Genomic DNA, 18,213 nt, shown 5'->3' on the forward strand with positions numbered 1-18,213 from the left:
ATGAACGAACAAGACATTTTAAACTTTTGGTTTTCTCCTGAACACCGTTCACTTTGGTTTGCAAAAAGTGATGATTTTGACAAAAAAATTTGTGAAACTTTTTCTGACGTTCATCGACAGGCAACTCAAGCAGAACTCTGGTCTTGGCGAAAAACAGCTGAAGGCCGTCTGGCAGAGATTATTGTACTAGACCAGTTTTCTCGCAACATTTATCGTGATCAACCCCAATCTTTTGCCTACGACAGCTTGGCATTAGCTTTGGCACAAGAAACGATTAGCTTGCAACTCGATGCACAGCTTAATCCTGACCAACGCTCATTTTTGTATATGCCATTTATGCATAGTGAATCAAAATTGATCCATGAGTTTGCTTTAAAGTTATTTCAACGCCTCGGCAATGAAATTAATTTAAGCTTTGAGAAAAAGCATAAAGTGATTATTGATCGCTTTGGACGTTATCCTCATCGCAATACCATCCTCGGACGTGTTTCGACACCAGAGGAAACCGAATTTTTATTAGAACCGAACAGCAGTTTTTAAGACTGCTCTATTTTTTAATGCTGAGTTATCCATTCTTCCATGCTCAGCTGGGAGTTCACCATGAAATATCTCTCTCTTTGTTTAGCTTTAGGCACTGCCTTAACTCTAGGTGCTTGTTCTACCATACCTAGCAAACCAAAAACTTTCGATCAACTTGGCCAGTTTTCAGCCTATCCGTTAAATGCACAAACGTTCCGAATCAGCTTCCAAGCTGACTCAAACATGAGCTATGGAACAGCTGAAGAAATTACCTTGGTGAAATCAGCACAAACGACTGTACAAAAAGGCTTCCGCTTTTTTAAAGTACAAAATGACCCAAGTAATCAAAGCCAAAAACCACCTCGTCAGGCTGTGGTTTATCCAGCTGCACCGAGTTTTTATCCGTATGGTTATGGGCGTCGTTATCCGGGTTTCTGGCATGACCCGTTCTATGATTTCCCACAAGTGGTCAATATCGACCCTGTTCAAGTGTCGTATACTATTGAATGTTATCGGGATCAAAAGCAGGCTCCGCAGGACGCTTTTGATGCAACATTAATCCTCAAATCTATCGGACAAAAATATGGATTGAGTCCGACAGGAGAGCTGTTGCCACCGCCTGAGCCTCCAGTAAAACAAAAATGAATAGGATAAATTTATGAACATGGCAGAAGAAGTTCACCACGTGCCCAGTCTTAAACGTAGCAAATATTTTGCTACTCTGGCGCTTATTATTGTCGTTGTGCTGTGGATTGCACTGATGGTGGCTGATCGTTTTCTGCCAGAGTACACAGGTTTTATTCATATTTTAATGTTAGGGGCAGAAGCCGGTGTAGTCGGTGGTTTAGCCGACTGGTATGCGATTACGGTTCTGTTTCGGAACCCATTTGGTAAGTTACCCATTCCTAAGTTTTTACGCGACCATACCGAGATTATTCCGCGCAACAAAGCTCGCATTGCAGAGTCAATGGGCCGTTTTGTACAAGAAAACTTTCTTTCGCCTCAAGTGGTCGAACGAAGCTTAGAAAAAACGGACTTAAGCCTCGCAATTGGTCAATGGTTAGCAAGCCCACAAAACAATACCCAAGTGGTGCAGCTCATTCAGCAAACAGTACCGAAAATTTTTGAGTTTGTTAGCCAAGATCAAATTGCCAATTTTGTGCAAAACAATAGTGTGCAATGGGTGCGTAATACTGAAGTCAATAAACTCGCAAGTGAAATGCTACGCGCGGTCTTGGAAAATGATTTCCACCAAGACGTTTTACAGCGTGGACTCGATATTGCTCATGAATGGGTGGTACAAAACCCAGATAAAACCCGTGAATTAACCCGAAAAATGTTTAAAGCACTTGGTGTCTGGTCACTTGCAAAAGGCGCAAGCTGGATTGGTATTGATGTTCAACAACGTACCATCGATTCACTGGTTGAAAAAGTAGAATCGATGCTGGCAGACCCTGAACACCCATGGCGACAAGAAATTGAAACCATTGCCCACTCTCTCATGCTTGAGCTGGCAAAACCAGACAGCGTTGCTAGCCAACGTCTCAACAGCGGTAAAGATGCCCTTCTCGATAGTCCACAAGTCCTCAATTTCATCAGTGGCGCTGTTACGATTTTGTGTAATGCCATTAAAGAAGATTTAATGAAAGAAGACTCTGGCATTGCAATGAACCTAAGAGCTGCTATTCAGCAACTGGGTGAAAATCTTGTTCAGAATGTAAAAGTACGTGAAGTTCTCAACAAAGAAATGACAGGACTTGCGCTGACTTTTACAGATCAATATAGCCATAAAATCATACGCTATGTGAGTGAGCGCATTCATGAATGGGATTCGCGCGAAATGATTGGGAAAATTGAAAATGAAGTCGGTGGCGACCTACATATGATCCGAGTAAATGGCGTTGTAGTCGGTGCATTTATTGGTTTAACCCTCGGTGTAATTCGGGCAGTGATCGAATCAATTTTATAACTTTAAATATTTTAATAAGAGAATAATATGCTTCAACTACAGTCCAAACTGGCCACTCAAGGCGTGACTATTTTTAGTACCATGACGGCAATGGCACATCGTTTAGGTGCTCTCAACCTGTCACAAGGCTTCCCAGATTTTCCGGCACCACAAGCCTTACTGGAAGCTTTATCTCAGGCGACTTTAGCTGGGCATAATCAATATCCACCCGGCGATGGTATTCTCGGTTTACGCGAGCAACTCGCTTTACAATTTCAGCAGCGTGACCAACTTCAACTTGACCCTATAACGCAAATCACGATTACTCCCGGCGCAACCATTGCAATTTTTTGTGCCATACAGGCATGCATCAATGCAGGTGATGAAGTCATTATTTTTGACCCAAGTTATGACAGCTACGGCCCTTCTGTGCAGTTAGCAGGTGGTAAAGCTGTTCATATTGCACTTGAGGCACCTGACTTTAAGGTGAACTGGCAACACGTTAAAGATTTGATTAATGACAAAACCCGTATGATTGTGGTGAATACTCCCCATAATCCAACAGGTACCATCTGGGCAAAACAGGATTGGTTAGAACTGATTGCACTGATTCAAGATAAAAACATTGTGGTTTTATCTGATGAAGTCTATGAACACTTAGTCTTTGATGGTCAGCAACACTTTAGTGCATTGCATTTTCCAGAACTCAGAGAGCGTAGTTTTGTGATTGGATCTTTTGGGAAAACCTTTCATGTGACGGGCTGGAAAACAGGTTATTGCGTCGCTTCACCTGAGTTAATGCGTTTATTCCGCCAGATTTACCAATATGCGAATTTCTGTGGCACGACACCTTGTCAGATTGCTCTAGCGCAATATATGCAGCAACATCCGGAACATATTCAAGAGCTTTCACAGTTTTACCAAACTAAGCGAGATCGTTTTAATCAGGCAATTCACAATAGCCGTTTTTTACTAAAACCATCTCAAGGGACATATTTCCAAAATCTTGATTACAGTCAGATTAGACCTGACTTAAACGATGTAGAAATGTGCCAGTTTCTTGCCGAGCAACATAAAATTGTGGCTATTCCTGTTTCAGTTTTCTACCAGCAAGCGCCCGAGTCTTTACGCCTGATTCGCTTCTGCTTTGCTAAAAATGATGAGACATTGCAAAAAGCAGGAGAAATCTTGAATGAATGTTAATAAATTTAGAAACTTAGCATAGTAAAACACTACAAGAAATTTCACCTAAATATGCTAAGTTGAATGTCTGCCCCGCTCATCAAAGAGATGGGCGATGGAGAACACATGCCACCAAGACAGTCTTTAATTCACCAGCAAAATCTATGGAAAACATTTTTTGTTTTCTTACTGCCTCTCATTGCAACCAATATTTTGCAAAACTTGTCGGGGACGATTAACACCATCTTTGTTGGCCAAATGATGGGAGTAGATGCAATTGCAGCAGTTTCTGTATATTTCCCTATTTTATTCTTGCTTCTCGCTTTTATTATCGGGATTTCAACGGGTACTACTGTTTTAGTAGGGCAAGCGTGGGGTGCACAAAATATAGAGAAAGTCCAAAGTGTGGTCGGTTCTACCCTATTTATGACTCTGATTGGTGGGGTAATTACTGCGATTATCGGTGTGTTTTTTGCCCACGATATTTTAGAGTTATTGGGTACTGACCCTAAGGTAATGCATCTTGCTTTGCCTTATGTGCAATGGATGCTGGCGGGTAGCCCGCTTCTGTTTGTTTATATTATTTATACCTCAATTTTACGTGGTGTAGGCGACAGTACCACGCCTTTACTTGCGTTGGCTTTAACCAGTGTCATCGGCGTAATTATTACACCAATTCTACTTAAAGGTTATTTTGGCTTCCCTGCTCTAGGAATTATTGCACCTGCCATAGCATCAATTATTAGTTATATCGCAATATTAATTTTTCTTGCAATTTATCTGAACAAGAAAAATCATCCACTTCGGCCGAATCGTCAGCTTCTGCAACATATCCGTCATAATCCAGAACTGAGCAAAATCATTTTGCGCTTAGGCGTCCCAACCGGCATTCAAATGATTACCACCTCAATGGCTGGCTTGGTTATTGTTGGGTTAGTTAACCGTTATGGATCACATGCGACAGCAGCCTATGGTGCAGTGAATCAGGTGCTCAACTACATTCAGTTCCCTGCCTTATCAATCTCAATTGCGGCTTCAATTTTTGCAGCACAAGCGATTGGTGCTGGCAAATCTGATCTGTTAGCACGAGTAACCCGCACAGCTTTGGGAATGAACTTTTTATTTACAGGTACCTTAATTGCACTCGGCTATCTATTTTCAAAATATTTAATGGCTTTGTTTATTACCGACCCAACTGTGGTGGTGTTAGGGCAGCAACTTTTATTTATTGTACTTTGGGCAATTTTATTCTTTGGTGCAGGTGCCATTTTTGCATCGATCATGCGTGCCAGTGGAACCGTGACTGTTCCAATGCTACTTAATATTTCTGCTATTTTATTTATTGAAATTCCATGTGCTTACTGGTTTAGCTCAATATGGGGCCTTAAAGGAATCTGGGTTGCCTATGCCTTGGCATTTGTTAGTTTATGTATTATTCAAGGCTTGTATTACCAATTTATCTGGAAGAAAAAGAAGATCAAAGTTCTTATTTAGAACGAACTAAACCACATAAAAAAGCCATCATTTGATGGCTTTTTTACGTTAAAAAATTATTTCATTAATTTGGTCACAATGGTTGAAGCACGTTGATATCCCGTTGGGAATAAACGCTGGAATGCATCAAGAATTTTTGCATCACTGCCAATCAATAAACGGCGTTTATTTTTTAATACCGCTTGTAAAATTTGACGAGCTGCTTCTTCAGGTGGAGTACGTAGTAGCTTGTCAAAGTTTTGAATTGACTTAGTCGGGTCCATACCCAAACTATTCAAGCTATCACTCATTTTTGCAGATTTAGCAATATTGGTGCGGATTCCGCCCGGATGTACACACAAAGAGCTTACGCCACTTTTTTCAATATCTAACTCTTGGCGTAATGATTCAGTAAAACCACGTACAGCAAATTTAGTCGCGTTATAACCAGATTGAGTCGGTTGAGCAGTCAGACCAAATAAGCTTGAGATGTTAATAATATGGCCATCTTGAGTTTGCTTAATGAACGGTAAAAACTCTTTAGTACCGTACACGACACCCCAGAAGTTAATCCCAACGATCCACTCTAAATCTTCGTAGGTCGCACCTTCAACAGTTGAGCCTAACGCGACACCCGCATTGTTAAAAATCAGGTTAACAGAACCGTGATCTTGCACAGTTTCTTGCGCCCACTGCTTTACCGCTTCACGATCCGACACATCAAGCTTTTTGGTAGTAACCGTAATATTGCTGTACGGTTTTAAAAGCTCGACAGTTTGTTGTAATCCTTTTTCATTAATATCACTCAACGAAAGATGGCAGCCCTGTTTTGCCAAAAGAATTGCTAACTGTTGCCCAATGCCAGAACCTGCGCCCGTAATTGCAGCGACTTTGTTTTTAAAATTTTTCATTGTCCATCCTTTGTTTTTCGATATTTGCACAACCGGTTCATTGCATGTGCAGTTCAGACATCTTCAATATAATTTTGACAATATCCATTGTCAATATAGTACACTGTAATTTCAGATAGAATGGCACAATTCTTCTGAGGGCTTTATCATAGTGAGTATATTTGGCCAAAACCTATAAATTAGGAAACCAATCTTTAGGAAACGACTTATTTATGGCGACTAACGACTCAACCAGTAAAAAGAAAACAAAAAGTGTGAGTAAAGAACGTCAGTTCAAAGGGTTATCTCTATCTGAACGTAAAGAGGCGCGCCGTGAAAAATTGATTGAAGCAGGTATTGCGACCTACGGAACACTCGGTTTTTTTTCCGTGACGGTAAAAGATGTATGCCAAGAGGCAAAACTCACAGAACGTTATTTTTATGAATCATTTAAAAAGAGTGAAGATTTATTCCAAACAATCTTTTTAAAAATGATTGAAGAATTACAGCAGAACTTAATGCAAGCCGTGATTAAAGCTACCCCCGATCCAGAAAAAATGGTCGATGCTGGTTTAAGAGCACTGCTGACAACATTAAAAGACGACCCAAGATTAGCTCGTATTGTCTATGTCGACGCAGTTTTGGTACAAGAGTTACATAATCAGGCCACTATTCAAGAAACACTTGCGCAATTTGATCGCATGATTCAAGCCTTTGTTATGCTGACCATGCCGCAAATTCAACACCACGAAAATGAGCTTTCTTTAATCGCAACTGGTTTGAATGGATACGTCACTCAAATTGCGATTCGATGGGTCATGGGAGGGTTTGAACAGTCTCTTGAGCAGGTTTTAACCGCATGCCGTATCGTTTTCTTATCTTTATTAGCGCAAGTTTCAAAATAATATTAAAGTTTTTTGACAGCCATAAATGTGCGAAACCAGTTAAGCTATTCAAGTGATAACCTATTGAATGATTTTAAGAAAATTAAAATCTTCATGTCACAATTTGGTCATACCTTTGCCTTGGTTTTGTCACAAATTATTGCTAAATTTAATTTTATAGACTTTTCTGCAATGAAATTGTCATAATTAATCTTTGTAATAAGCCTGTCATAACTACAAAACGGTTCACCGTTAAATCTATAGGATATTGCGCTGTGAAAGATGACTATATTTTAATTGTCGATGATGAGCTTCCTATTCGCGAAATGATCCATACTTCTTTGGACATGGCAGGCTTTCAGTGTTTACAGGCAGAAGATGCCAAACAGGCTCATCAAATTATCGTCGACCAACGTCCGGCGCTTATCTTGCTTGATTGGATGTTACCTGGAGGCGTAAGTGGTGTCGATTTATGTCGCCGCTTAAAACGCGATGAGAACTTAGCAGAAATTCCAGTGATTATGTTGACTGCTCGCGGAGAAGAAGACCACAAAGTACAAGGTCTTGACGCAGGTGCAGATGACTACATGACTAAGCCTTTTTCAACACGTGAACTGGTTTCACGTATCAAGGCAGTTCTGCGTCGTGCTAATGCATTAAGTGGCGAAAAAACCATTGATGCCAATGGCTTAATTCTTGATCCTGTAAGCCAACGTGTTAGCTTTGGCAACAGCATTTTAGATATGGGTCCAACTGAATATCGCTTACTTGCATTTTTTATGACCCATCCAGAGCGTGCATATACACGTGCCCAGTTGCTCGATCAGGTATGGGGCGGTAATGTATATATTGAAGACCGCACTATCGATGTGCACATTCGCCGTTTGCGTAAAGTTTTAGAACCTTTTGGTGTTGACCGATTTGTTCAGACTGTGCGTGGAACTGGCTACCGTTTCTCAACACGTGCAGATTTAGCCGCAGGTTAACCAAGATTTATGTATGAACCCTACCCCGTCCCCGAACAGGTACGTGAACAAAAACTTTCTCGCTACAGTAGTTTATGGACGTTTGCCAAACAAGATTTACGGCTCTTATTATTTTTTCTAATTATTGCCGGTTTAGTCGGTTTAGGCGTTGGGTATTTCTGGAGCTGTATTTTTATCGCCTTCGTGGTGTTTTTTACACTCCAGTTGCGTTCTTTATATCTGGTCAATGACTGGATTGCGAATAAACCTTATGACGTTCCTCCAAATCTGAATGGGATTTGGGGGGCATTATTATTTAATGTCTACCGTGCTCAGCGCCAAGAACGAATTGTACAGGCCGAAATGGTCGGTTTAATTGACCGTGCACAGTCCTCTTTGGTTGCGCTTGCTGAAGCCGTTGTTTTAATTGATGACCAACATCAAATCGAGTGGTGGAACCCTGCTGCCGAACGTTTGTTAGGAATCAGTCCTCTCGACCGCGGCCGAAATCTATTAACGATTTTACGTCAGCCAACCTTTATTGAATATTTTAACAATATTGATCAAGCACCCGATGGGATTAAGCTTCACTCAAATTTTGATGATGACCGATATGTACAAGTTAAACTCACAAGATTTGGTGGAGAAAGTCGCTTATTGGTGGCTTACGACGTGACTCGTATGCACAACCTTGAGCAAATGCGTAAAGACTTCGTCGATAATATTTCTCATGAACTTCGAACCCCTTTAACCGTACTGAGCGGTTATATCGAGACATTTACCGATCAGGAAGATATTAGTCCGCGCTGGAAACGTGCTTTTGATCAGATGCAGTCTCAAACTAAGCGTATGAATGCTTTGGTGAATGACTTACTGCTGTTATCGAATTTAGAAAATAATAAAAAAATTGCAAAAAATCAGATTATTGAAATGCCGAGTTTAATGAGTCAACTCTTTGATGACGCTCAGGCCTACAATGCCGATTATGGACACACGCTCAATTTACACATTGATAGCCACTGTGACCTGATTGGTTCTGACATGGAAATTGCTAGTGCATTTAGTAACTTAATTACCAATGCCATTAAGTACACGCCAAAAGGTGGAACAATTACCATTGGCTGGCATGATGACGGTGAACATGCGTACTTTAGTGTACAAGACACAGGTATTGGAATTAACCCTAAACATTTGCCACGACTAACTGAGCGCTTCTACCGCGTAGACAGCGATCGTAGTCGTCAAACAGGTGGAACTGGTTTAGGTCTTGCGATTGTAAAACACGTGTTGATGCAACACGGCGCGTATTTAGATGTACAGTCTAAAGAAAACGAAGGATCAACATTTACCGCAGTTTTTCCAAAAGAAAGACTCTATAACATGACCTAAAGTTGCCCCCGCATATATAAAAAGCCGACTGATGAAAAGTCGGCTTTTTTGTAATATTTAAGCTAAGTTACTTAAAATTCGAACAATAAGATTTCGTCTGATTTTTCTCTAGGATATTTAAAAAACTAGTGGCAAAAGTATTACTTTGACGCAGTGCGTCACGGTGATCTCCGCCATCAATTGTTTGATAGATAGTTGGTTTTTTTAATTTACATAACTGTTGGTAATAAGCTGATGTCCCTCTAGGGTCGACTAAATGATCTTTAGAACCTTGAACAATCATTAACGGTACAGTAGGCACCATATTTTCAATAGACTGTTGTTTTAGATAAGCCAAAAGAGGTTTTAAATCAGCATCAGACCGAAATATGCTAGAAGGAGATTTCTTCAAGTCAGATTGAAGTTCAGATAAACAACGACTGCGCGCTTGAGTCAGTACGGTGTTCATTTCAGGACTTACCAGCTTTTCAGGAACGATGCTTGGATCTGCTGCTTGCGCACCCAATAATACAATCGGGAAGAAAGCTGCCACACTTGGTTCTGGATTTGCATTACTCTGCACATATTCTGCAATACCTTCATATTGATAGCCGCCTGGCGCAAGAGCGATGGCCCCTTTTAAATCTAGTTCAGGTGCATCTTTTTGACCATAGGCAGACACTGCAATTGCCGCAGCTCCGCCTTGACTGTGCCCCATCACCAACCACTGTTTATTAAAACTTTTGGGCTTAAGCAAATGTAATGCACGCACTGCATCGACTACCGTATGCAGTTGGCTCTTTGCATTCATATAAGGATGTGCCCCTAAAGTACCTAAGCCTTGATAATCAGGTGCAACAACTGCATAACCACGTGCAAGCCAACCATCTAAAGCTTTAGAAGCAACTTCTTGGTATGAATGAACTGGCCCACCCACATAATCACCCGAAGGTGCACAGGTGTCAGCAACTCCAGTCGTGCCATGCGCCCAAGCGAGTATTGGCCAGCCATTTTTTGGCGGAGTGCCTTTCGGTAATAAAATAAAAGCCGATGCCACAATGGGCTCGCCCTGAATTCCTCGACTACGATAATTAACTAACAAACGCTGATCAGCATGAGGAAATAAATCCGTCACATCTTGCCGTTCTAGAGACAGTATTGAACCCGGTTTGTCGCTCACAATTTGCTTACCCAAATCTGTAATGGGAGCAGCGATAGCAGAGCCAAACATCAAACAAACACTGCTAAATAAAATTTTTACAAAAGAATTACTTTTTCTAATCAAGGGATTACTCCTCTATTATTTACATTAAATCTATTTAAATAATTAATTTATAAAATATAAATTACCATAAAAAATTCTATATTTATATTCATCTTAAAATAATTTACATTTATATATAAACACTTAAAATCTAATTAGAATATATTTTAAAGAAATGCATTATAAATATCGTTGCAAAAATTAATCCAATTTCAATAATAAAAAATATATGCTGATATTTTCTTAATTACTATAGCGATTAAAATGTCAAAACAATATAAATTTATACCATACCTGATTTGTCTTATTCTCGGTTCTCTACCCATCCATAGTTTTGCAGACGTAGAAGTGTATGGTCCTGGTGGGCCAGCACCTGCCATGAAAGAAGCCGCCAAACAATTCAGCAAAAAAACGGGGATAGCAGTCCATGTGACTTCTGGTCCAACTTCTCAATGGTCTGACAAAGCGAAACTTGATGCCGATGTTATATATAGTGGTTCTGAAGCCATGATGTCTGATTTTGAAAATACTTTTTCTGAGCAAATTATAAAAGACTCGGTGGAACCTTTATATTTACGCCCCGCGGCCATTTTAGTACGCAAAGGAAATCCTAAAAATATTAAAGGATTTAAAGACCTAGCTAAATCTGGCGTTAAAGTTTTAGTTACTCATGGTGCAGGTCAGGTCGGTATGTGGGAGGATATCGCTGGTAGAACTGGCAAGATTCAATTAACCAAATCTGTTCGAAAAAATATTGCCACCTATGCAGCCAATACAGGTATTGCCAAGAAAAACTGGGAAGAAAATAGCAGCTATGATGCTTGGTTAGTTTTTAATATTTGGGGAATTAGTAACCCAGATGTTGGGCAAATTATACCTATTGAACCAGAGTTGGTTATCTATCGTGATACAGGTGTTTCCTTAACCAAACATAGTTTAAAAGACACTGAAGCTAAACGTTTTGTAGAGTTCTTATCGTCTCAGCAAGGTAATACTATTTTCAAAAAATATGGTTGGACTAAATAGTTAAAAAAGGGAGCATAGCTCCCTTTTCTTTTTTAAAATTATTCACTCTAGTTCATCTAGAATATATTCATTTCAAATTAAATATATTCCAACGGCATATAAACTTCCTAGTATTAAACAAAAGGCTGAACTGATATACCAAAATAAATCACTATTACCGACAAATTTTGACTTTAACCACGGAAAAGCCAGACCACGGATAAGAAAAACCGCTGCAACAAGCGACAAAATAAGTTTAGTAAATGGTAATAGCTGTATTCCCTTTGCTGCAAAAAAAGCATATGTAGCACATACCGTTAGAATTAATCCCACAGCTATAGCTGTAAAATTAGGATACCAATGCCCTCTTTCGACCATCTGAACAATACTTTTCCCGGCCCCTAAAAACCGAAAACCATTTGCCCCCCAGAACACACAAACAAAATGAAGTAATGCGGCACAGAATGTTAATAATGCAGCAATATAAAGTAGAGCGTTCGGAAGTGAATGCATTAGATTTTATACTAATAAATATATGTGATATTTATTATACTCAATTATAAAATATATAAAACTTATTGATAGTTGAAATGAATTTAACTTGGTATTTAATACTTTAAATACCAAGCTTGGTTTACTTAATTATTTGCTCTCAAACTCTTTAAAATCAGCTTTTCTGATTTTTGCATGAATACCTTTGGTTTTATCTACAACTTGTGAAACTTCAAAATCAGTTGCGGCACTTAAATACGCATAAGCCGTTGCTTCATCAATACCGTATTCTTGGTTTAAGAAACGAATAGCTTCACGTGTAGATTTTTTCATGGCTTCATCTAGATCTTCATCAAGTCCCGGTGTAATCCAAAACTCAGCATTTTCAGCTAAAGGTTGTTTTAGCTCTTTGCCCGGTATTTTATCTTTACCTGCTTTGAGCAAGGTAAATTTTAGTGTTGCGCGGGCTGAAGCTTCTAGTGCCGTTAATGCTACTTCACCATCCCCTTGCGCGAAATGGCTATCACCCGTATAGAATAATGCGCCTTTGACCTGAACAGGATAATAAGCTGTTGAACCTGCACCTAGTTCATTAATATCAATATTTCCACCATACATTGCAGGGGGTACAGAGTGAACAGGCTCAGAAGTATTGGCTGCTACCCCCATAATTCCCATAAAAGGATACAGTGGGAAACGTATTGATTTACCCGATTCTGTTTTTAATACACCTTCGTACTCACCTTTAGCATTTTTTTCAATTGGTGTGAAAATTGAGACATTTCCATAGCGTTCAGGATGCTCAGCCGATGCATTTTCTTGCTTTGCTTTTTTAGGAAATTCCCCCACTAACGCACCTTTACCATGTCGATTTGAAATAACACCGTAAGGTACACGCGGCTCAACTTTAAGTACCTCAACTTTCAAAATATCACCGGGCTGTGCGCCTTCAATTGCAACAGGACCTGTCACAATATGTGGCCCATCTTTATGAAAATCATGCTTTAAATTTGACTGCGTAATTGTTTTTGCATCTTCCAATATTTCATTAGATTTGACACCTTTCGATTGAAAGAACTTTTCAGCATTACGCCCTTGGTCTTCAAGCAAACCTTCATGAGAAACCGTATCAAATGTCACAACACTACCCGACGGAACAGTAAGCACAGGTTTAGCATCCCGATTCGGTAAATAACCCCATGTAATGGTATTTAAAGTAGATGGAACGTAATAATTACCTTTATATTCGCCACTTTGAAGTTGAGTAGGCTGTTTTGAAATTTGATTTAAAACTTTAAAATCATTGGCATGAGTGAGTGAAATACAAAGTACAGATAAAACCGAAGCTGTAAGGCGTTTAACTTTTAACATTATTTCAGAACCTAAAAAATATGAAAATTACAGTAAGGTCCTGAATAGTTAGCAAGCATTGTGCCAAGGCTAAAGCCTGTGCAATATTTAAAAAACGCTTCATATTTATAAAATTAAATAAATTTTTTATATTTAACAACTTATCTTCAAATAAAATTAAAATTACGACTTAAGTCTAACTTAAATATTTCTTCCTATTTTTATTTATTAATTTTCAATTATATTAATATCTTTGCTCTCTTCAGACACATATTTATAGACTAGATTATATAACGTACCAACTTAGATCACTTAATAATAATTACATTTCCATATAATATAAATTCAGACATGGTTATATATTTTACTTTTATTAATTGAAAGAAAAAATAAGCCCTGAATAATTAAATCCAGGGCTTATTTGTATTATACAGGCTATAAAATTGACTAAACTGTATGTCCCATGCGCTCGCCCATTACAACCACAGACTCAGCTTTAAAACGTTGTTCCCATTCGATCTTATCTTTTTCAAATAAAATAACCGCGGTAGAACCTAAATAAAAACGTCCAAGCTCAGCACCTTTCTCTAGCTTTAACTGATGATGCTGTAATTCAATACGACCTGAAGGTTTCACTTTGCCTGTCGCCACAGTTTCAATACCAGCAACAATCATTGCACCCACTAACACAACAGCCATACGGCCAAGTTCAGTATCAAATAAACACACCATGCGTTCATTACGGGCAAATAGTCCCGGTACATTTTCAGCAGTTACCTGATTTACCGAAAATAGCTCACCCGGTACATACAAAGTTTCAGTTAATGTACCTGCAAACGGCATATGTACACGGTGGTAATCGCGTGGAGATAGATAGACTGTCGCGAACTCGCCTTCTTGAAACGGCTGAGCAAGTTGTGGGTCGCCAATGAGTTTCTCTACAGAAAAGCTTTGGCCTTTTGCTTGAAATACTTCACCCGCAGTAATTTTACCAATCTGAGAAATAGCACCATCAGCAGGTGACACAATGCTATCTGCATTTTCGTCAACGAGACGCACACCATCTTTTAAAGCACGAGTAAAAAAGTCATTAAAAGATTTATATTTCAGTGCATTGCCTTGTTCAGCAATCGATAGATCAATCCCATATTTAGTTTTAAATGCATGAATAACAGCAGTTTTCACAACTGGATTTTCACTCGCAGCAACTTTACCTACCACACGGCTCAATTGGTGCTGTGGTACAAGGTTTTGTGCCTTAATAAATAATTCTTTTTTTAATCGAGATGTGAAACTCACGACGGTGATTCTCCAATAATAATAGGACTATCGAGGCGATTGCCCCATTCACTCCACGCACCATCATAGGCTTTTGCTTCCCAGCCCAAGAGCCTAGCCAAAATATAGGCCAAACCGGAACGGTGATGTGACTGGCAGTACACAACTACAGGTTGCTGTAAATCGAACCCAAGTTGTTCAAGGCGCTGCCGCGTGCGTTCAAGCGGATGCAATTTTAGATGATTTTGACGATTAAGTGCAGTACTCCATTCAAAATGGAGTGCATTTGGAATGTGACCGCCGCGTCGCGCTGCTAAACGGATCCCACTATATTCATCACTCGTCCGGCAATCCCACAATTGAACATTTTCTTGTTCTACTTGTTTGCGTAGCTCTTCATAGTTCACACGGAACTGAGCGGCATGCGATAAATCAATCTGAATTAAGTCTTCAACAGGAGAAACTTCTTCGACTTCTGCTGTAGTTGGTAACCCTGCTCCTAACCATGCATGGATACCGCCATTAATTAAACTGGTACGGGTGAATCCTAAGCAATGCAAATTCCAGATTAAACGTCCAGCCCATGCTCCACCTTCATCGTCATAGACCACAACATGATGATTAGGTGAAATATTCAATTTCTCAATCAGTGCTTGCAAACCTGCTTCATCTGGCAAAATGCCAGTGGCTTCTTCGTGTTGAGACACCAACCATTTAGGTTGTAAGTGAATAGCATGCGGAATATGAAGTTGCTCATAAACAGAAGCACGGCTCAAATCTACAATGCGAATATATTCATTGCCTAAATAAGGCACTAACTCTTCTGCTTCTATTAATAAATCGAGTTTAAAATCTGGAGGTGTCATCGTCATGGTTACTTTTTATACCAGCTTATTTCCAATCTTAGCATAAGCATATATCTAAAAAACTCTGATTTTCTGCAACTCTTTAGCAGAAAATCAGATATCAGCATTCTTACTTTTAAAAATACAAAATAGAGAGACTATTTATTACTTAAACCACTTCTTCAAGTTCTTCGATTTCAAAAACCTGACGTAAATAAGCCAAGAAAGTATCGTTATCAGTCATGGTTTTACCGGGACTATCAGAGATTTTCGCAACCGACTGACCATTACATTCGACTAGTTTCAACACAATATTGAGCGGCTTTTGTCCCATATCATTAGTCAAATTAGTTCCAATACCAAAACTCACCTGAAAACGATCTTTAAAGTATTGATGTAATTCCCATGCTTTTGGCAAATTAAGACCATCGCTAAAAGTCAGCATCTTAGTTTTGGTATCAATTTTTAATTTACGATAATGCGCATAGGCCTTATCACCCCATTCGTAAGGGTCACCACTATCATGGCGTAGGCCATCAAATAGTTTCGCGAAGTACAAGTCAAAATCTCGCAGGAACGCATCCATACCAACAACGTCAGTCAAAGCAATTCCTAAGTCTCCACGATATTCTTGAACCCATGTCTCTAAAGCCGCTTTTTGAAAGTCACGCAGACGTACATCAAGGGCCTGAAAAGCTTGTAGGAATTCATGAGCCATGGTCCCAATTGGTGTAATGTTTAACTCTTTTGCGAGCAGGACATTACTTGTACCACGGAACACATTTGGCACTGTTTTATGAAAGGCTGCTACAACATGTTTTTGCCATACGAAGCTATAACGGCGACGTGTACCAAAATCAGAAACTAAGAATGGAGGATCATTCGGTTTTTGTGTTTTTTCAAATTCCTGAATCAATTCAAGCTTAGCCTTTAAACGGCGCTCGCCTTCAGCCCATACTTCATCGGTTTTGATACGACTAAAATAAAGTTCATTTACAATTGCCAATACAAAAATTTCAAACATCATGGCTTGGACCATCGGACCTTCAATATGAATATCCAAACGACCTTCCGCATCGATGCTAGCTCGAATAAAGCGTCGCTTCAGTTGAAACAGTTCTAAGTAATCGACAAAGTCACTTTTTATAAAGCGTAATTTACGTAAATATTGAAGCTCGTCTTCTTTATATTTGAGATTACATAAATGGTCGAGTTGCTCGTTTAAATCATCCAAAATATCTACTAGTGGATAGACAGTATCTTCTAAATTTCTACAGCGGAAATGATAGACACTATGTGTTTGCGGGAATTTATGCAAAACCACTTGTAGCATCGTAAATTTGTACAAGTCTGTATCTAGTAAAGAATGGATAATTGGAGACATAGTCAATGATTATTCGCTTGCTTCTTAGCATTAAAGCATATTTTTATAAATCAATTGCGAGGTTTTATACCATTGTTGCAGTTCCATGAAATTTCCTTTTAAAAATCATTTAATTTAAATTCTGCTAAACTAAATCAATTCAATTAATTGCAGAAATTTGCTTTAACTATGCGCGCTTTAATACAACGAGTTCTTGAAGCCAAAGTGGTGGTTGACGGTGAGACTACTGGTGAAATCCAACACGGACTACTGGTTTTTTTAGGCATTGGCCGTGATGACACTTTAGCAATTGGCCAAAAGCTTATTGATAAGATTTTGAAATATCGAATCTTTGATGACGAACAAGGCAAAATGGGTTGGAATGTCTCTCAAGCAAATGGTGGAATCCTGCTTGTTTCACAGTTTACCCTGATGGCCCAAACGCAAAAAGGTTTACGTCCAGATTTTGGTCCAGCCATGCCTCCAGCAGATGCCAAAGCGTTATATGAACAGTTGGTTGAATACGCTCATTCACAATTTGAAAAAGTTCAAACCGGCATTTTTGCAGCCGATATGAAGGTTCATCTCATTAATGATGGTCCCGTGACGTTTAACTTAGAAGTCGAAGCGTAGATATAAAAAAACTCCCAAATGGGAGTTTTTTTATATCTGGTGATTAACGACCAGTTTTCTCTTTAATAAAAGCACGTGCTTGACGTACTTTCTCTTTAACTGGTTTTGGCAACTTAGGTGGAATGAGTCTAGCCACTTGGTTAAACCAAACAAGTAGGCTGAAGTCTCCTTCCATCTTAATACTGCCATTTTGCATGCCTGTCATAAATGCAGTTGGGTCACCTTTAATCAAAGTTTTTACACCCTGTTCGCTATCTGCAAATTGCAAGATAAAGTCAGCTTTTTCAGCTGCGCCTGCAACAGTATCGATCTGTCCATTATTAATAATGATCTGACGTGCAACACCTAAGTCCGTACCAATCTGAATACGGAAAGCGCGGTCATGAATCAATTCAATAAACTTAGGGCTAGTACGTGCCAATTGCTTCATACGCAGCACTAAACCTGCTACCAATAAATCTAACGGGTCTGTACTGACATCAACGAGAGGTAACTTGACTACAGGTATAGAAGAAAGTTTCATGAACATTCACGCCTATTGTATTTTTATGAAAACTTTAGTGCAAAACTCAACAAGAACATACCATTGCTTGTGTTTTGTGCATCAACTGATAATTTTTAGCTGGCAACGCAATCTAGATGAAACGTCAACAGACGCGTCTATCGTAGCATAACTGGCTATTTTTTAATAAATGCTTTGTATAATAAAAATCACGTTTCGTAAATAAAAAAGGCATGCTGTGCATACCTTTTT

At 39.2% G+C, this 18,213-nt stretch carries 18 protein-coding genes; 10 read left to right on the forward strand and 8 right to left on the reverse strand.

Annotated features, from left to right (window positions below; genetic code table 11):
* The 5 genes from ACT53H_RS12945 to ACT53H_RS12965 all read left to right on the forward strand — a co-directional run bounded on the left by ACT53H_RS12945 (position 1) and on the right by ACT53H_RS12965 (position 5,143).
* Positions 1 to 540: a DUF924 family protein gene (locus tag ACT53H_RS12945; RefSeq protein ID WP_476009350.1), complete on the forward strand. Its 540-nt coding sequence runs from the start codon at positions 1 to 3 to the stop codon at positions 538 to 540.
* Positions 541 to 600: 60 nt separating this feature from the next.
* Entirely contained in the window at positions 601 to 1,164 is a 564-nt protein-coding gene (locus tag ACT53H_RS12950; RefSeq protein ID WP_004704850.1) for a CC0125/CC1285 family lipoprotein, read from the forward strand.
* Between the two features lie 13 nt (positions 1,165 to 1,177).
* Positions 1,178 to 2,488 carry a DUF445 domain-containing protein gene (locus ACT53H_RS12955; protein ID WP_476009351.1) on the forward strand — a complete coding sequence of 437 codons (1,311 nt, stop codon included), beginning with the start codon at positions 1,178 to 1,180 and terminating at the stop codon, positions 2,486 to 2,488.
* A 27-nt stretch (positions 2,489 to 2,515) separates the two neighbouring features.
* Positions 2,516 to 3,670 carry a pyridoxal phosphate-dependent aminotransferase gene (locus tag ACT53H_RS12960; protein ID WP_476009352.1) on the forward strand — a complete coding sequence of 385 codons (1,155 nt, stop codon included), beginning with the start codon at positions 2,516 to 2,518 and terminating at the stop codon, positions 3,668 to 3,670.
* Between the two features lie 105 nt (positions 3,671 to 3,775).
* The gene (locus ACT53H_RS12965) at positions 3,776 to 5,143 is read left to right on the forward strand and encodes an MATE family efflux transporter (protein ID WP_250375011.1); all 1,368 of its coding nucleotides are present in this window, start codon (positions 3,776 to 3,778) and stop codon (positions 5,141 to 5,143) included.
* A gap of 56 nt (positions 5,144 to 5,199) precedes the next feature.
* Here ACT53H_RS12965 and ACT53H_RS12970 read toward each other — a convergent pair whose 3' ends face one another.
* Positions 5,200 to 6,033, reverse strand: coding sequence for an SDR family NAD(P)-dependent oxidoreductase (locus ACT53H_RS12970; protein ID WP_004790118.1), 834 nt, complete (start codon positions 6,031 to 6,033; stop codon positions 5,200 to 5,202).
* Between the two features lie 212 nt (positions 6,034 to 6,245).
* Here ACT53H_RS12970 and ACT53H_RS12975 point away from each other — a divergent pair, with 212 nt between their 5' ends.
* The 3 genes from ACT53H_RS12975 (at position 6,246) to phoR (ending at position 9,250) form a co-directional block, all read left to right on the forward strand.
* Positions 6,246 to 6,917, forward strand: a complete 672-nt coding sequence (locus tag ACT53H_RS12975; protein WP_004790119.1) for a TetR/AcrR family transcriptional regulator — start codon at positions 6,246 to 6,248, stop codon at positions 6,915 to 6,917.
* A 254-nt stretch (positions 6,918 to 7,171) separates the two neighbouring features.
* A complete protein-coding gene (gene phoB / locus ACT53H_RS12980) occupies positions 7,172 to 7,882 on the forward strand; it encodes a phosphate regulon transcriptional regulator PhoB (protein ID WP_000650776.1) in 711 nt (236 codons plus the stop codon).
* Positions 7,883 to 7,891: 9 nt separating this feature from the next.
* Positions 7,892 to 9,250 (forward strand): phosphate regulon sensor histidine kinase PhoR, encoded by a 1,359-nt coding sequence (gene phoR, locus ACT53H_RS12985; RefSeq protein WP_005300516.1) that lies wholly within the window; start codon positions 7,892 to 7,894, stop codon positions 9,248 to 9,250.
* Positions 9,251 to 9,317: 67 nt separating this feature from the next.
* On the opposite strand, the gene ACT53H_RS12990 is transcribed toward phoR, so the two are convergent.
* On the reverse strand, positions 9,318 to 10,514 hold the full coding sequence (locus ACT53H_RS12990) for an alpha/beta fold hydrolase (protein WP_476009353.1): 1,197 nt from the start codon (positions 10,512 to 10,514) through the stop codon (positions 9,318 to 9,320).
* A 243-nt stretch (positions 10,515 to 10,757) separates the two neighbouring features.
* Here ACT53H_RS12990 and ACT53H_RS12995 point away from each other — a divergent pair, with 243 nt between their 5' ends.
* A complete protein-coding gene (locus ACT53H_RS12995; RefSeq protein ID WP_476009354.1) occupies positions 10,758 to 11,519 on the forward strand; it encodes an AcfC family putative adhesin in 762 nt (253 codons plus the stop codon).
* Positions 11,520 to 11,591: 72 nt separating this feature from the next.
* Here ACT53H_RS12995 and ACT53H_RS13000 read toward each other — a convergent pair whose 3' ends face one another.
* The 5 genes from ACT53H_RS13000 to pncB form a co-directional block, all read right to left on the reverse strand.
* On the reverse strand, positions 11,592 to 12,011 hold the full coding sequence (locus tag ACT53H_RS13000; RefSeq protein ID WP_476009355.1) for a hypothetical protein: 420 nt from the start codon (positions 12,009 to 12,011) through the stop codon (positions 11,592 to 11,594).
* A gap of 129 nt (positions 12,012 to 12,140) precedes the next feature.
* Positions 12,141 to 13,361 (reverse strand): acetamidase/formamidase family protein, encoded by a 1,221-nt coding sequence (locus ACT53H_RS13005; protein ID WP_198307367.1) that lies wholly within the window; start codon positions 13,359 to 13,361, stop codon positions 12,141 to 12,143.
* A gap of 426 nt (positions 13,362 to 13,787) precedes the next feature.
* Positions 13,788 to 14,639, reverse strand: coding sequence for an archaetidylserine decarboxylase (gene asd / locus ACT53H_RS13010; protein WP_004790127.1), 852 nt, complete (start codon positions 14,637 to 14,639; stop codon positions 13,788 to 13,790).
* Entirely contained in the window at positions 14,636 to 15,484 is an 849-nt protein-coding gene (locus ACT53H_RS13015; protein WP_476009382.1) for a sulfurtransferase, read from the reverse strand. The genes asd and ACT53H_RS13015 overlap by 4 nt, the downstream gene beginning before the upstream one ends.
* A 148-nt stretch (positions 15,485 to 15,632) precedes the next feature.
* The gene (gene pncB / locus ACT53H_RS13020; protein ID WP_476009356.1) at positions 15,633 to 16,847 is read right to left on the reverse strand and encodes a nicotinate phosphoribosyltransferase; all 1,215 of its coding nucleotides are present in this window, start codon (positions 16,845 to 16,847) and stop codon (positions 15,633 to 15,635) included.
* A gap of 168 nt (positions 16,848 to 17,015) precedes the next feature.
* Here pncB and dtd point away from each other — a divergent pair, with 168 nt between their 5' ends.
* A complete protein-coding gene (dtd, locus tag ACT53H_RS13025; protein WP_005300497.1) occupies positions 17,016 to 17,459 on the forward strand; it encodes a D-aminoacyl-tRNA deacylase in 444 nt (147 codons plus the stop codon).
* Positions 17,460 to 17,502: 43 nt separating this feature from the next.
* Here the strand turns inward: dtd and ACT53H_RS13030 are convergent, their stop codons facing one another.
* Positions 17,503 to 17,982, reverse strand: coding sequence for an SCP-2 sterol transfer family protein (locus ACT53H_RS13030; RefSeq protein ID WP_151963730.1), 480 nt, complete (start codon positions 17,980 to 17,982; stop codon positions 17,503 to 17,505).
* Positions 17,983 to 18,213 lie beyond the last annotated feature (231 nt).

Source organism: Acinetobacter sp. DMC2 (genome assembly GCF_056314305.1).